The 14,731-nt window shown below is 47.8% G+C and carries 16 protein-coding genes; 9 read left to right on the top strand and 7 right to left on the bottom strand.

Features of this window, described 5'->3' with window-relative positions:
- Positions 1-110: 110 nt before the first annotated feature.
- The 4 genes from GLV81_RS15000 to GLV81_RS14985 are packed head-to-tail and all read right to left on the bottom strand — an operon-like array spanning position 111 to position 3,657.
- Entirely contained in the window at positions 111-503 is a 393-nt protein-coding gene (locus tag GLV81_RS15000; RefSeq protein WP_197428456.1) for a T9SS type A sorting domain-containing protein, read from the bottom strand.
- A complete protein-coding gene (locus GLV81_RS14995) occupies positions 454-2,028 on the bottom strand; it encodes a S8 family serine peptidase (protein WP_246186385.1) in 1,575 nt (524 codons plus the stop codon). Before GLV81_RS14995 ends, GLV81_RS15000 begins: the two co-directional genes overlap by 50 nt.
- On the bottom strand, positions 1,920-2,906 hold the full coding sequence (locus tag GLV81_RS14990; protein WP_157479595.1) for a S8 family serine peptidase: 987 nt from the start codon (positions 2,904-2,906) through the stop codon (positions 1,920-1,922). Before GLV81_RS14990 ends, GLV81_RS14995 begins: the two co-directional genes overlap by 109 nt.
- A complete protein-coding gene (locus GLV81_RS14985; protein ID WP_157479594.1) occupies positions 2,881-3,657 on the bottom strand; it encodes a S8 family serine peptidase in 777 nt (258 codons plus the stop codon). The genes GLV81_RS14990 and GLV81_RS14985 overlap by 26 nt, the downstream gene beginning before the upstream one ends.
- 211 nt (positions 3,658-3,868) lie before the next feature.
- On the opposite strand from GLV81_RS14985, the gene GLV81_RS14980 reads away from it, so the two are divergent.
- The 9 genes from GLV81_RS14980 to GLV81_RS14940 all read left to right on the top strand — a co-directional run bounded on the left by GLV81_RS14980 (position 3,869) and on the right by GLV81_RS14940 (position 11,665).
- Positions 3,869-4,591, top strand: coding sequence for an ABC transporter permease (locus GLV81_RS14980; RefSeq protein WP_157479593.1), 723 nt, complete (start codon positions 3,869-3,871; stop codon positions 4,589-4,591).
- Between the two features lie 23 nt (positions 4,592-4,614).
- Positions 4,615-5,346, top strand: a complete 732-nt coding sequence (locus GLV81_RS21370) for a GldG family protein (protein ID WP_157479592.1) — start codon at positions 4,615-4,617, stop codon at positions 5,344-5,346.
- Between the two features lie 13 nt (positions 5,347-5,359).
- Positions 5,360-6,331 carry a Gldg family protein gene (locus GLV81_RS21365; protein WP_157479591.1) on the top strand — a complete coding sequence of 324 codons (972 nt, stop codon included), beginning with the start codon at positions 5,360-5,362 and terminating at the stop codon, positions 6,329-6,331.
- Positions 6,332-6,362: 31 nt separating this feature from the next.
- On the top strand, positions 6,363-7,379 hold the full coding sequence (locus GLV81_RS14965; protein ID WP_157479590.1) for a TerC/Alx family metal homeostasis membrane protein: 1,017 nt from the start codon (positions 6,363-6,365) through the stop codon (positions 7,377-7,379).
- A gap of 12 nt (positions 7,380-7,391) precedes the next feature.
- Positions 7,392-8,681 (top strand): Mur ligase family protein, encoded by a 1,290-nt coding sequence (locus tag GLV81_RS14960; RefSeq protein WP_157479589.1) that lies wholly within the window; start codon positions 7,392-7,394, stop codon positions 8,679-8,681.
- Positions 8,650-9,606, top strand: coding sequence for an alanine racemase (gene alr / locus GLV81_RS14955; RefSeq protein ID WP_197428443.1), 957 nt, complete (start codon positions 8,650-8,652; stop codon positions 9,604-9,606). Before GLV81_RS14960 ends, alr begins: the two co-directional genes overlap by 32 nt.
- A complete protein-coding gene (locus GLV81_RS14950) occupies positions 9,536-9,844 on the top strand; it encodes an alanine racemase (protein WP_197428439.1) in 309 nt (102 codons plus the stop codon). Before alr ends, GLV81_RS14950 begins: the two co-directional genes overlap by 71 nt.
- A 92-nt stretch (positions 9,845-9,936) precedes the next feature.
- On the top strand, positions 9,937-10,620 hold the full coding sequence (locus GLV81_RS14945; RefSeq protein ID WP_157479586.1) for a lipoprotein signal peptidase: 684 nt from the start codon (positions 9,937-9,939) through the stop codon (positions 10,618-10,620).
- Between the two features lie 19 nt (positions 10,621-10,639).
- The gene (locus GLV81_RS14940; protein ID WP_157479585.1) at positions 10,640-11,665 is read left to right on the top strand and encodes a hypothetical protein; all 1,026 of its coding nucleotides are present in this window, start codon (positions 10,640-10,642) and stop codon (positions 11,663-11,665) included.
- Between the two features lie 78 nt (positions 11,666-11,743).
- Here GLV81_RS14940 and GLV81_RS14935 read toward each other — a convergent pair whose 3' ends face one another.
- From GLV81_RS14935 to GLV81_RS14925, 3 genes are all read right to left on the bottom strand, one after another.
- The gene (locus GLV81_RS14935; protein ID WP_157479584.1) at positions 11,744-12,379 is read right to left on the bottom strand and encodes a deoxynucleoside kinase; all 636 of its coding nucleotides are present in this window, start codon (positions 12,377-12,379) and stop codon (positions 11,744-11,746) included.
- A 123-nt stretch (positions 12,380-12,502) separates the two neighbouring features.
- Positions 12,503-13,528 (bottom strand): tryptophan--tRNA ligase, encoded by a 1,026-nt coding sequence (trpS, locus tag GLV81_RS14930; protein WP_157479583.1) that lies wholly within the window; start codon positions 13,526-13,528, stop codon positions 12,503-12,505.
- 135 nt (positions 13,529-13,663) lie between these two features.
- Entirely contained in the window at positions 13,664-14,533 is an 870-nt protein-coding gene (locus GLV81_RS14925) for a DUF4382 domain-containing protein (protein ID WP_157479582.1), read from the bottom strand.
- Positions 14,534-14,731: the final 198 nt, after the last annotated feature.

Below are 14,731 nucleotides of genomic sequence, written 5' to 3'. Positions count from 1 at the left end.
TTAGTTTTTGTCAACATAGGCGACTGCTCATTTGGGCAGTCGTTTTTTTATGGTAAAAAAAACAGCCGCTTCAATATTGAAGCGGCTGTTTGCGTATGAAGAAGTCGTTTTTATTGCACTACCAGTTTGCCGTTGGCCTTGGTTTGGCCTTGTGCATTTTGGATGCGATAAAAATAGACGCCAGCTGTTTGAATGGGCAAGCTAAACGTTTGTACTCCTTGCTGCAAATTTCGGCTGTACAACAGTTTTCCGGCAGCGTCTGATATGAGCAGCAATCCGTTTCCGTTATCAGCAAAACTGGCCATCAGCATACCGCCCTTCGTCAGCGCAGTGGGTTGCAAACTGGTAACCTCACGGGCATTTGTTTGGAGTAACAATACCTGACTATAGCGGGTGTCTGCACCAGCTTCCTGCATGCGGATGCGGTAGTAGTTGGTACCAGCAAGTGGTGCATCATCTTTCCACTGGAAAGGTTGCAGGCAACGGTTGGCACTGGTCTGCACGAGATCCCAATGAAGTGAATTGAATTCCATCACCGCTTCTTTCTACAGTAAATGTTGCAGCGGCCTGGCCACAGTTGGCTTTCCAATGGAGCAGGTGTGCTGCGCCTTGCTTGCTGGCAGTAAAACTTTCCAATACAATGGGCAGCAAGGGGAAAGAAACAGTTTGTACCACGAAACCACTAAAGCCTGTTACATCAAAACTTACCTCCCAACGATTGTAAGCTGCATTCCATACAATATCGTTGTCATTCGGATTGATTACAGTAGCGTTTCCGGTATATGTGCCTACGAGGCCAGAACCATCGCTGCTGCTGCCCGGCAGTTTGCTGATGCGCAGGTTTGCCTTGTTGTTAAGTGCATCGGTGGCATCTACTGGCAAATCGAGTGAACTGAATGGATTGGCGTTGAAATCGTTGAAATCGGCCTGTGTGAAATAAAGCGTAACCCGGGCTGTGGCAGTTGCCGCATTAGTGGCAGGTGTAATTTCATAATGCCGGCGAACGTAAGGACGGTTGTTGTGTGTAGGTGCAGCGCTTTCTACCCAAACTTTGGTTTCCACGGTGCCTGTAATGGGGTTGGCGCCATTGGGCACTACTTGTGCTATGAGGGCACAGTTCGACTGAAATTGCTGTGTTGAGTTGATATCCCTTGTGTCGGTGGCATCGGCCGCAGCAAGCGTACCATTTTGTACCAAACTGTGAGCATACACAACAGAGCGTATGCGGTAGTCATAACCAGGATTGCTCCAGCTACTGCCACCATCGGTTGATAGGAGTGAACGGTTGTCTACAGTACCCGTCGCATCGCGGCGTACACCCCAGGTACTGGAAGCACCAGCGTAGAGCACCACGAAGTAATCGGTGCCGCTGGTTACATTGAGATTGAGACTGCTGAGGTCGAGGTAGTTCCAGCTGAACAGTGCCACAGCGCTGGTGTTGATATTTACAGTGCCCAACAATGTACCGGGATTGCCTGCATTATTGCTCCGTATTTCTGCCGTTAAACTGGTGAGGCTGAAAGTACCGCCAGCACCAGCATTGCTTACTGTATGGTAAAAAAGACCACCGAGCTTACCCGTTAAATCGGGGGTAAAACGTACTGCAACACGTTGGGTGGTAAGCGCAACACTGGCATCCTGAGCACTGGTGTATGGGTTGTCATAGGCATAGGTTTTTCTGTCAACCGCACAGGTAAATGAAGAAGCGAGTGCCTTAAAGGCATCCACCCGGCCGTAGCCCCAGGTAGTGTTGGGTACGGTTCCGGTAAGGGCATCGTTGCTGGCATTGCCTGTAAGATAGGTTTTGATTTGTGCGGCCGTAGCGGTTGGATGAGCCTGTAATAACAATGCAGCAGCACCAGCTACCACCGGCGAAGCCATGCTCGTTCCCTGGTTTTTGCTGTACAATCCTGTAATCACTACATCTTGCGTAGAAGCAGGTGTAGAGTTGGACGACAATACCGAAACCAGCGCCTGACCAGTAGCAGAGATATCCGGTTTTTGCGCTCCATCGCGGCGGGGGCCAATGGAGCTGAAAGTAGAAATTTGATCTGCGTGGCGCCGCCGCTGTAAATGAAACCACCGTTTGCTCCTTGCGAGTACCAGCCAATTTTACCAACAAATGAGGCAACCGTTATCGCACTGCTGGCATTACCCGGCGAACCTACCAGATAATTATTATCGCCGGTGGATACACTGGTGGTTGAAAAACTGGTGCTGCGGTAGTTGAGCCATCCATGTAGTGTAATGGGTACTGCAGCATTGTTGGTGATTTGTAACGACCAGGTGCCAACAGGGTTGCCGGCAGTTCTGGTAATGTAGAGGTTTACATACCGGTCGCCGTTGGCGGGATCAATATCGTTGACAATGTTGACGGTAAAATTGCCGGCGGCAACAGATACAGCCTTGCTTTCGCCTGCTGCAGCGGTCACATTTTCTGCGCTGGGCGTTGTCACCAATGCCGACACGTTACTGTTATCATTGGCATACACCCGGTATTGAAACACATCGGTGCCGCTGGTGCCAGAGGGTACAGTAAAATTGACCGTTTGGCTGGCAGCACTGTTTAGCGTTGCTGTAGTATGCAGCAAGCTGCCATTGCTGTTGCCGGCAGATACCACTACCACACGGCCGGGACCAGAAGCGGTAAAATTATCCAGTGCAATCTCATCGGCACGGGTTCCATCATGTGCCCCGGTAAGGCCACCCAGGCTCATGTTGAGCACTACGGGTTTGCCCAGCGTTGCAGACAGGTTTTGCAGATAGCTCATGCCATTGATGATGTTGGTGGTGGTAAAGCTGCTTTCGCCGCCTTTTACCACTACAATGTCTGCCTCTGGCGCCATACCTGTGTATTTACGGCTGGCTTGAGCCGCACCATTACCAAGCAGCAATACCTGCCACATGGCTGCCGTGTCCGTTTACATCTTGTGTACGTACGTAGCTGGCTGGGGTACCGTCTATTTCATTGTTGATGTGGGCTTGTGTGTATTCAACCCCATAACCGAGTACCGCTGGCGAAGATTCGCCGGCAATAGGTGTCAGCGTTTGATCCCATATACGCAGAATGCGGCTCTTAGTTTGATCCACCGGATCTCTGAAATCGGGATGATCCCAGTCGATACCCGAATCAAAAATGGCAACAATTACGCCTTTGCCTTTGTACACGGTATTGTTTACCACGCCTTGGTGCAGCAGCGAAGCACCAGTGTTGCCTACGGCTACATCGTTGTGGGCTTCCAATACTTCGGGTGCTTGCACATAGCGTACTTCTGGCAATGCTGCCAGTGCCGGTATTTCAGCCAGACTTACCCAGGCTGTAACAAAACCCGGCTGAATACTCCGGATAACAAAGCCTTTTGTAGCCAGTACTCCTGGCGCATTGGTGTACACAATACAATCGTAGCGGTCTTCCATGCGCTGTTGGCCGGGCACTTGAGCTCTTGTGGGCTTGGCTACCTGTGCCACCGGCATTTTTTGCTGCTGCACGGGCAGGTGTTGTTGTGCCAGCAGCGATCGGAAAACGATGTCAATTTTGGGGTCATTCCATTTGCCCGTTTGAGCGAATGCTGGCAGTAGGCTCAGTATACATACGCTTAGGGCCAGAAAGTGTTTGCGCAAATGCAAGCCACTTCCAGTCTTTCCTGAAAGGTTCATGGTGGGTATTAATTTTTCTTACAGAATAGGGTGTACTCATCGACAGGCCGATGAGGGCTAGCGGAAAAAGGGCGTGAAATTGAAATATACAATGGGCCTGATATTACAGCTATCAATGATTTATCCAGCCATGTCAGTAATTGCTAAACTTTTGCTTTGCTGTAAGCAGCCTGCGGGCATTTCACCGCTTAGCCGTTAATTTGTACACTTTATGCAAGCACTTTTTGTAAAAGAACTCCGGCAGTTTTTCAGCAGCCTCACCGGCTACTTATCCATTGGCTTGTTTTTGCTGCTGATGGGTCTGTTTCTGTTTGTGTTTCCCGATACCAGCATTTTCGATTTTGGCTACGCCACCCTCGATAAATACTTTGAATTGGCACCATGGATTCTCTTGCTATTGGTACCTGCCGTTACCATGCGCAGCCTGAGCGATGAATTTAAAAGTGGCACCTGGGAATTGCTGAAAACAAGACCCGTCAGCCTATGGCAAATTGTATGGGCCAAATATGCAGCCTCACTTACAGTGGTGTTGCTGGCGCTGCTGCCCACGTTGTTGTATGTTCTTACCATCAGCATGCTCAGCATCAACGGCAGCATTGATACCGGCGGCATAGCAGGTTCTTATATCGGATTGATCTTATTGGCTGGTGCTTTCACGGCCATTGGTATTGCCAGTAGTGCCCTCACTGCCAATCCAATCGTTAGTTTCTTGCTGGCGGCTTTCATGAGCTTTTTGTTGTACAGTGCTTTTGCGGTAGTAGCAGGTATTCCTGCATTGCAAGGTGGCGCCGATTACTGGGTGGCCTTGCTGGGCATGGATGAACATTATAAAAATGTGAGCCGCGGTGTAATAGCGTTGAATGATGTGTTGTATTTCGGTGTCATCATTGGCTTGTTTTTGTTTGGTACCCGATCGTTGCTGGCCCGTCGTTAATAGAATTTTTTGAAGCAAAAAGGATGATGAAAAAATATATCGGATGGTTGGTGGTTGTGGCAGCTGTAGCTCTCATATTGCTGAGTGCACAGTGGCAATACCGTGTAGACCTTACTGCGGAGCAGCGTTACACCGTGAGCAATGCCAGTGAGCAATTGCTGCAACAACTGAAAGCGCCTGTAGAAATAACCGTGCTGTTGGGTGGCGATGATTTGCCATCGGGCTTTCGCAAACTGGCACAAGCCACCGATCGTTTTCTGGCCGACTGCCGCAGCATCAGCAATGGCAATCTAACGTACCGGTTTGTGTCGCCAGATGATTTCATGAACGACTCCGTTCGTTTTCCGTTGGATGACACATTTAAAATTACGTGGCTTAAAAGCAGCGCTGTTAAGCAAAATGAAGTGACCAAAACAGGTTCCAGTGCAGTGTTCAATTATCCTGTAGCACTGGTGCGTAGTGGCGATGATTTTACCACCGTGAATTTATTGGAAGGTCAAGGCAACAAAGGCTTTCTCAATCCCAATGCGGCCGGCTTGCAATTTGAAACCATCAACAATGCTGAGGCGCAAATGGAATACCTTTTTGCCTCGGCTATCAACAGTCTGCAAAGTAGCTATGTGCCTACCGTGGCCTATGCGGTGGGCAATGGCGAGCCCATGGGGCCCGAAACCTACGACCTCAGCCAAACACTGCAATCGAAGTATCGCTTCTTCTTGCTGAACCTGCAGCAAGCAACCTTACATCAGCGATAGCATCAAAGCATTGATGATTGTAAAACCGACTACGCCATTTAGCGATGAAGACAAATTAAAAATTGACCAGTACCTGATGCGGGGTGGCAAACTGTTGTTGCTGATGGATGCCCTGCATGCTGACATGGACAGCCTGGTGCGCAGCGGTAAAGATTTTACAGCCTATGGCCGTGATTTGCGCATTGATGATTTGATGTTCAAATACGGAGCCCGCATCAATCAAAATCTGGTGCAGGATAAGCAGAGCGATGTGTTGCCACAAGCCGTGGGTATGGTGGGTGATCAACCGCAGATTGAATTATTGCCATGGCCGTATTTTCCATTGCTCTACAGCCAGAGCAATCACCCCATTGCTAAAAATCTGGATGCAGTGATCATGCAGTTTCCCAACAGCATTGATACGGTAAAAGCGGAAGGCATTGAGAAAAGTATTTTGCTCACCAGTAGCAACACTACCCGTACCGAAAATGCACCGCTGATTGTAACAGTAGAGATACTAAAGAGGCTGGATAACGCAGCTGCATTTAAGCAAAGCAATGTGCCGCTGGCGGTTTTGTTGCAAGGCAAATTCAATAGTTTGTTTGCGAACCGCTTGCCGAGAACTGTGGCAGATTCTTTGGCTGCAATGGGTACGCCATTTTTGGCCAATGCCAGCAAGCCCGGTCAGGTGTTGATAACCGGCGATGGCGACTGGGTGCTTAATGGTTTCAGCCGTGAAGGCCCGCTGGCCATGGGTACCAACCCCTACACACAATACCAGTTTGCCAATAAAAACTTTTTGCTCAATGCCATTGATTACATGACGGACGAGACTGGCATCATGGCCACCCGCAGCAAAGACTTTACGCTCCGCCTGCTCGATCCTAAAAAGCTGGAAGCCTCTGGCAACCAATGGCGGATGCTGAACATTGGCTTGCCATTGCTGTTGCTGTTGATGGCCGCCGGCATTATGCAATGGCTGCGCCGCAAACGATACACCCGCTAAAACATTTCAATTTTCAATTATACCATAAGGCATGAGTGCACATCAAATTGTTTACCTCGTTTTCGGCATCGTATTGTCCGTTGCATTGGTAATGGATCTGGGTTTGTTGAGTAAGAAAAACAAAATCATCAGCATTAAATCGGCCTTGTACCAAACCTTTTTTTGGGTAGGGCTGGCATTGGCGTTTTTTGTATTTCTGTTGTTTGAAGGCCCACAACTGGCAACAGAAAATACCACTGCCGATGTAGCAGTAGGTAAGTACCAACTGGCTTTCGAATTTTTGAGTGCCTACCTTATGGAATGGAGCCTGAGCATCGATAACATTTTTGTGTTCATTCTCATTTTCAACTCCTTTAATGTGCAGCCCAAAAACTATTCGAGGGTGTTGCTCATTGGTATTTTGATGGCCATTGTATTCCGCATATTGTTCATTACGGTGGGTGTGGCATTGGTGGCTAAGTTTCATTGGGTATTGTACATTTTCGGCGTGTTCCTTGTGTACACCGGCTACAAAATGTTTACCTCCAATGAAGACGAGGCTTTCGATCCGCATGAATCCAAGATCTACAAACTGCTGAAAAAGTTTATACCACTCACGGCTACCGATGGAGATGGCAAATTCATGATTCGGGAAAATGGAAAACCAGTGTATACTACCTTGTTTGTAGTGGTGGTATTGCTGGCGGCTATTGACCTTGTATTTGCGCTGGATTCTATTCCTGCTGTGATGGGCATTTCCCGTGATCCCTTGATTATTTACACCAGCAATATTTTTGCTGTATTGGGTTTGCGTTCATTGTTCTTCTTGCTGCGTGGTGCGGTTAATAAGTTTGATTACCTGCAACAAGGCATTGCCATTGTGCTCGTATTTATTGGTGTAAAAATGCTGGGTGAACACTGGATAAACATGTGGGTGAGCAAGCCGGTACAAGTAGGCATTTCACTTGGTGTAATTGCACTCTGTATTGCGGGTTCTATTTTCTATTCTTTGTTTATGAAGAAGAAAAATATGCCGCTTGATGCCGTAGACGATTCAGTATTGCCATAAACATTGCGCTGCATGCATTCTATGTACTCATCGCTGCAACTTGCCAATATGCTGCACATTCAGCAGCAGGGTAGCAGTGTTATGTCTGTTCAATACCTGTCAGTCGATTCGAGGCGTATGGCTTTTCCTGCAGCAACGCTTTTCGTTGCTATTGATACTGCACAGCGCAGCGGGCATGCATTTATGCATGATGCCTATCAGCAAGGGGTGCGTGTTTTTCTTTGCCAGCATGTACCAGAAAACATGATGGAGGATGCGGTGTACCTGCAGGTGCCCGATACCTTGAAAGCCTTGCAGCAATTGGCTGCCGCACATCGCAGACAGTTTCATTGTTCTGTAGTGGGCATCACAGGCAGCAATGGCAAAACCATTGTGAAAGAGTGGTTGTACGAAGTGTTGCATCACGATGTACAAATAGCCCGTAGCCCCAAGAGCTACAATTCGCAAATAGGTGTACCGCTGAGTGTATGGTTGATGCAGCCCGATACACAGTTGGCCATTATTGAAGCAGGCATTTCGCAACGGGGCGAGATGCAGGCTTTGCAATCGATCATTCAACCCACTATTGGCATCTTCACCATGCTGGGCGATGCACATGCAGAAGGCTTTGCCAGTGTGGAGGAAAAGTTGCAGGAAAAATGGCGACTCTTTCAAAGTTGCACGGCCATCATTTGTAATACAGATGATGCGGCTGTGGCATCAGTGGCAAAAAAATTCAAAGGGCAATTGCTCAACTGGGGTTATCATGATGGAGTATGGTTGCAGTTATTGGAAATAAAAAAAGAGACATCATTTGCAATGGTGGATTTTCAATACGAGGCAGCCTATCATTCATTGCGTTTTCCATTTGCCGACGATGCCAGCATCATGAATGCGATGCATGTAGTGTGCTATATGCTGTATGCAGGTTATGGTTGGGAAATCATTCAACAACGCATTGAGCAGCTACGACCATTGGATATGCGGATGCAATGGAAGAAAGGCATTCGTCATTGCAACCTGCTCAACGATAGTTATAGCAACGATTTTACGTCGCTGGTACAAGCCATTGAATTACTGTTTCAGCCAAGCAGAAATGAACACCGCAGCATTGTGCTGAGCGACTTATCTGTAGGAAGCGGCAATCTTGGAAATTATCAGCAACTGCTGCAATTGTTGCAAACCAAAGCAATTCATCGCCTCGTTACAGTAGGGCCGGTGTGGCAGCAGGTATTGCAGCAAACGGAAATGTTATCTTTTCCCGTACATACATTTATGCAAACCAAGCGAATTGCTGGCAGCATTGCCGCAGTTACATTTTGAAAGAGAAGACATACTCATCAAAGGTGGCCGTCAGTTTGCTCTGGAAAAAGTAGCGCAGCAACTGGAAGCGCAGCAACACCAAACGGTACTGGAAATTCATTTGCCAGCGGTACAGCACAACCTGCAGTTTTATAAAAAGCATGTACACCCCGGCGTAAAAATGATGGCCATGGTCAAGGCTTCGGGCTATGGCAGTGGTGATGCTGAAATAGCGAGGGCCTTACAGTTTAGTGGTGTTGATTATCTGGCTGTGGCCTACCCCGACGAAGGGGTGGCGTTGCGGCAGGCGGGTATTCATTTACCCATCATGGTATTGAATACCGACCAGCCATCTTTCGATGTAATGGAGCAATACAATCTTGAACCCGAAGTGTATTCATTTGAATTGCTACAGGCATTGCTGGAATGGTGCAAACAACGCGGTGTACAGAGCTGGCCCATTCATATTAAAATAGATACAGGCATGCACCGACTGGGCTTTGCTGTTGAAGAAGTACCGACGTTGTTGCAACAGCTGCAGCAACAGCAGGTATTGCAGGTGCGTTCGGTATTTACGCATTTGGTAGCCAGTGAAGATGCGGCTGCCGATGCATTTACACAAGAGCAAATTGGCTTGTTCAGCAATGCATGCTCGTTATTGTCTGATGGTTTGGGTTATTCCTTTTTAAAGCATTGTGCCAATACTGCAGCCATCTTGCGGCATCCATCGGCACATTTTGATATGGTACGGTTGGGTGTAGGGTTGTATGGCGGCAATACTGGACTGCAACCGGTGATGAAACTTTACACCACCGTAGCACAGGTAAAAAAAGTAGCAAGCTGGCGAAACTGTAGGCTATGGCCGCAAGGCAGTGTTGCAGCGGCCTTCTGTAATTGCCACCGTTCGCATTGGCTATGCCGATGGCTACCCGCGGCAGTTGGGTAATGGCATTGGCCACATGTGGTTGCATGGCCAAACCGCACCTGTGGTGGGTAATGTGTGCATGGATATGACCATGCTGGATGTAACCGATTTGCCTGCCGTGCAGCCCGGCGATGGGGTAGAAGTGTTTGGCGACCACATCAGCATACAGCAAGTGGCCAGCTGGTGCCACACCATTACTTACGAGATAATGACCGGTATCAGCCAGCGGGTAAAGCGGGTGTATGTAGAAGCCGAGTAGCGAAGGCCTTAGGTTTTTCTTAATACCCACAGCACCTATTTTGCAGGGGCTAATCCGGTTATCTTTGCCGCCAACATTTTCAAATTCTTTCTGTGAAAAAGCGACACATCATTGCCCTGATACTGCTGGTTTTGTTTTTAGATCAGTGGTTGAAGTTTTACATTAAAACCAATTATTACCTGGGCGAAGAGCACAACATGATTGGCAACTGGTTTAAGCTCCACTTTGTAGAAAACGAAGGCATGGCATGGGGCTGGAAATTGGGCAGTAGCGGCAGCTGGGGCAAAATGGCCCTCACATTGTTTAGAATGGTAGCGGTGGTGTTTGGCTTGTACTATGTGGGCAAGCTCATTAAAAAGAAAGAACATCCCGGCTTTATCATTTGCGTAGGGTTGATTATTGCAGGCGCCATTGGCAACCTGATTGACTCCATGTTTTACGGAATGGTTTTTGAAGCCAGTGAGTACGGCACCGGTAAGCTGGCTGCTTTCATGCCCGAAGGTGGTGGCTATGCCGGCTTTTTGCATGGCAAAGTAGTAGACATGTTGTACTTCCCCATTATCAAGTCTACTTTCCCGGCATGGGTGCCCGTATGGGGTGGCGAACCTTTTGAATTTTTTAGTCCGGTGTTCAATATTGCTGATGCCAGTATTTCCATCGGGCTCATTATAATATTGTTGTTTCAAAATCGTTTTTTCAAAAAAGAAGAAAAAGCCGCAAACAACATCACAGTAGAAACAAACTCTGCAACGTCCGACGAAGCACTGGTGTCGTGATAGCGAAAACCAAACACGTATGAAACGATTATTACCAATACTCACACTCCTGATGCTGGCCACGCTATGGCTGGGCTGCAGCAAAGAGCTTAGCACCGAAACAGGTGCCAAACCACCAGGCAACAATGCGGAGGGCATTTTGGACGGTGCACCTGGTGCCTGCGCCAATATTGAATTGCAGGGTGTGTATGGCCAGCGCATCGACAGCGATACGAGCCATTATATTTTGGTAGATGTCAACTTTTCAAAGGCTGGTGATTACATCATTCAGACAGATACTATAAACGGTTTGTTTTTTGCTGATACCGGCAGTGTATCCTCTACAGGTGTGGCACAATTGAAGCTGCAGGCATTTGGTGCACCGCTCAATCCCGGTACTTTCAATTACAATGTGCGTTTCAAAAACAGCATGTGTTCATTTACCCTCGATGTTTATCAGGTGGTAACCGCCACAGGCACTGATTATTTTCCAACCACGGCCAACAGCTGGTGGAATTACATATCCAACGACCCTGCTGCTGGTCCTGCAGATACGGTACGCAGCATAGCTACGGGCACTACGCTTACGCAAGCATTAACCGGCAAAGCGTATGATGTATTTCGGGATGTGTATCTCACCGGCTCGGTGGTCGATTCTTCTTATTACAGAAAAACACCGGGCGACTATTTTTCCTTTGGCGATTTGGATGTGTTTGGAGGAACTGATTTGCCTGTAGAAGGTGAGTGGGTGTTTTTGAAAGAAACCGTGAATGTTGGTGCCAGCTGGAACAGTGCCGAATATGTAGCTGTACTGGCCGGGCAACCTGTGAAAATGCGGTTGAAAATGGAATTGATTGGAAAAAATGTGGATGTAAATGTGGGCAACAAAATTTTTAGAAATGTGATGCAGGTTCGCACCACTGTACAATTTCAACTCACTGCCGCAGCACCATTTACCGATTCGTTGAGCCTGGAAAGTTGGTATGCCAAAGGCATTGGACTAATCAATGTGATGGCACCATCACCTTACTACGGGTACAGGCTACAGCAATTTGTGGTCAATTAAAGTCACCTCAATATTTCTCAATAAAAAACCTGCTGATAATGTCAGCAGGTTTTTTATTGTGAAGCATAGTCGTTTCGGTTAAAACAAACCAAACAACTGGCTGTCTATCTTTTGCAAAATTTCGCCGAGGTCTTCTTCCCGCTCTGCAAATTTGTTTTTGTCTACATCAATTACCAGCACCGGTCCTTCGGTGTACGACTCAATGAAACGGGTGTAGTATTCGTTCAGTTTTTTCAAATAATCGAGGCGAATGTTTTCTTCGTATTCGCGGCCACGCTTTTGAATTTGACCTACCAGCGTGGGTACCGATGCTTTGAGATAAATGAGCAAGTCTGGTGGTTGAACCATGCTGCGCAGTGTTTCAAAAAACTTGTAGTAGTTATCGAAATCACGTTTGCTCATGAGGCCCATGTCGTGCAGGTTGGGCGCAAAAATCATGGCGTCTTCATAAATGGTTCTGTCCTGAATAATGGTTTCATTGCCACGCTGTATTTCCAGAATCTGGTTGAGGCGGCTATTCAGAAAATAAATCTGCAGGTTGAAACTCCAGCGGGGCATATCCTCATAAAAATCGTTGAGGTAGGGGTTGTGTTCTACATCTTCGAATTGAGGAATCCAGCGGTAGTGTTTACTCAGTTGCTCGGTCAGGGTGGTTTTGCCGGCGCCAATATTGCCTGCAATCGCTATGTGTTTCGGCTTCTTCGATTTTGCCATGAGCAGAAAGTGCTATTTAAAATGGATCAAAAATGTTGATATGGCGGCAATGCAGCAGCGGGGTACAAGTTAGGGAAAACGACCTTTCTGCCAACCAATTGCCGACCTACAGATAAAAAATGATTAATAGTATTTCACACCAACGGCTTCCCGCACCATGCGAATGGTTTCGGCGGCGCTGGCCCGGGCTTTGTCTTTGCCGGCCTGCATCACCTTGCCCAGTGCTTCGGGGTTGTTGAGCAGCTCATTGGTTTTTTCGCGGATGGGTTGCAAAAAATTCACCATGTCTTCGGCCAATTGCTTTTTCATATCGCCATAGCGAATCACCACATTGCCGGTGCTGCTGTTGTTGTAGTCGGTTTCAAACTTGGCCACGGTATCGGCGCTGCTCACCAGTTTCATAAGGGTAAACAGGTTTTCGATATAATCGGGCTTAGGGCTGTTGGGCTCTGCAGGTCCCTGGTCGGTTTTGGCCTTCATGATTTTTTTGCGCAGCAAATCAGCTTCGTCGCAGAGGTAAATGGTGTTCATCGCATTTTCGCTCTTGCTCATTTTGCCATTGCCATCGAGGCTCAAAATTTTAATGAGTTCGCCGCCGCTGTAGTTGAACGCTTGTGGTTCGGGCAAAATTTCCTCACCAGCACCATAGCGGAAATTGAAACGCTGCGCAAAATTGCGGGCCATTTCCAGGTGTTGCTCCTGGTCTTTGCCCACGGGCACTTTGCCTGCCCGGTGTATGAGAATATCAGCCGCCTGCAACACCGGATAGGTGAGCAAACCGGCATTCACATTGTCAGGGTGCTGACGCACTTTTTCTTTAAACGTGGTAGTCTTTTCCAACTCGCCTTTGTAGGCCAGCATATTCAGGTAGAGATAGAGCTCCGAAATTTCGGGCACATCGCTTTGCACGTACAAGGTTATTTCGTCGGGATTGAGACCGCAGGCAATGTTTTCGGCTACCACACGGCGTACGCTGTTTTGCAGTTCCTTGGTATCGGGGTGCGTGGTGAGGCTATGCCAGTCGGCCACAAACACATAACAATCGTACGCTTGTTGCATTTGCAAAAAATTGCGGGTGGCCCCGAAATAGTTGCCCAAATGCAGAAAACCGGTGGGCCTGATGCCCGTCAACACTCGTTCTTTACTCATAGGGCGGCGAAGATAACATTTCACCCGTGTTGAAACCGTGCTTTCTGCGCTGCAGCAAGGCTTTTCAGAAAAAATGCCTGCATAAAAAAAGCCATCACATGGATGGCTTTTTACGATCAACTTTCCAGGGGTTATTTATTTCAACAGTGTGACGGTTTCGAGCTTGGTGGTTTCTCCTTTTTTCACCACTACATTGGTCTTGGTTTGGGCAATATAGGGGGCAATGCCTTCAAAGGTTACAGTGTACGTACCATCGGGCAGGCCACGCAGTTTGTAGTTGCCTTCGCGGTTGGGCAGTGCTACGGCATTGAAACCGGCGCCATCGCTGATGCGTACCACAGCTTTGGCTTCAGCAGGTTTTACGGTACCGGCTACCGTACCAAAATTGGCGTTGCAGAAAGGACGAATGACTGGCTTAAGGAAAAACTGACCATTCACTTCTACAATAGAACTGGCCACGTCGAAATCCATCCAGACTTTGATGCCATTGCCAATGCCTCTTTCGCGGTGCTTATCAAAGATGGGGATGTACACATAATTGTTCACGGGATTGAAAAGGGTGAGGTTGTAGGTAACACCATTTTTTACAACGGTGTTGTTGCTGCCGAGGGTAATGCGCACCTTACGCACCGTGCCACCGCTAATGCCGGCTTCGCCCAGCTTTTGCTCAATACCATTGCGCAAAGTGAGTACGTCAATCACGCCCGGTGTTACGTTCAGATCTACCCAAAAACCAAAGGCATCGCTGCGACCCAAATGATCATCATTGTCATTGTCGCCACGGCCAAAATTGTCGTCGTTTTTGTGTGCCCGGTTGGTGTCTACTTTTACTTCCACCTTTTGAATGTCGATGTTGACGGCATCGAACTCACCCGGTCCGTCCGTCAGGTAGAGTGCCACTGACGAACTGCTTTCATCGGCTCCCGATTTAGAACAGGCAGAAAAAACAAGGGTAAAAGCAAGCAGCAACAGGGAAAGGCCAAATGAAAAATGGATGCGTTTCATAGTGTTTGTTTTGTTGATTAATGCAATGAACAAGTGTTGTTAGCAAGAGTAGAGATGGGAAAAAACAATGATGGTTTAACTGCTCATGAAGTTTTTTTCTTGCCTGTGTAGCATGCATTTTATTGTGTTTACCACAATAAATTTTCTGTAAAAAATGCCTCTTCTTTTGGCAAATACTCTCCGCTTGCATGCATGATG

It is taken from the genome of Phnomibacter ginsenosidimutans (assembly GCF_009740285.1).
Lineage (GTDB): Bacteria > Bacteroidota > Bacteroidia > Chitinophagales > Chitinophagaceae > Phnomibacter > Phnomibacter ginsenosidimutans.
This window is presented reverse-complemented; position numbering and strand designations above follow the sequence as displayed.

Bases quoted from the DNA above. Each gene is read 5' to 3' on its own strand.
- GLV81_RS14990 (WP_157479595.1), bottom strand. From the start codon at position 2,906: ATGTGGCAGGTATTGCTGCTTGGTAATGGTGCGGCTCAAGCCAGCCGT.
- GLV81_RS14985 (WP_157479594.1), bottom strand. From the start codon at position 3,657: ATGAACCTTTCAGGAAAGACTGGAAGTGGCTTGCATTTGCGCAAACAC.
- GLV81_RS14980 (WP_157479593.1), top strand. From the start codon at position 3,869: ATGCAAGCACTTTTTGTAAAAGAACTCCGGCAGTTTTTCAGCAGCCTC.
- GLV81_RS21370 (WP_157479592.1), top strand. From the start codon at position 4,615: ATGATGAAAAAATATATCGGATGGTTGGTGGTTGTGGCAGCTGTAGCT.
- GLV81_RS21365 (WP_157479591.1), top strand. From the start codon at position 5,360: ATGATTGTAAAACCGACTACGCCATTTAGCGATGAAGACAAATTAAAA.
- GLV81_RS14965 (WP_157479590.1), top strand. From the start codon at position 6,363: ATGAGTGCACATCAAATTGTTTACCTCGTTTTCGGCATCGTATTGTCC.
- GLV81_RS14960 (WP_157479589.1), top strand. From the start codon at position 7,392: ATGCATTCTATGTACTCATCGCTGCAACTTGCCAATATGCTGCACATT.
- GLV81_RS14940 (WP_157479585.1), top strand. From the start codon at position 10,640: ATGAAACGATTATTACCAATACTCACACTCCTGATGCTGGCCACGCTA.
- GLV81_RS14935 (WP_157479584.1), bottom strand. From the start codon at position 12,379: ATGGCAAAATCGAAGAAGCCGAAACACATAGCGATTGCAGGCAATATT.
- trpS (WP_157479583.1), bottom strand. From the start codon at position 13,528: ATGAGTAAAGAACGAGTGTTGACGGGCATCAGGCCCACCGGTTTTCTG.
- GLV81_RS14925 (WP_157479582.1), bottom strand. From the start codon at position 14,533: ATGAAACGCATCCATTTTTCATTTGGCCTTTCCCTGTTGCTGCTTGCT.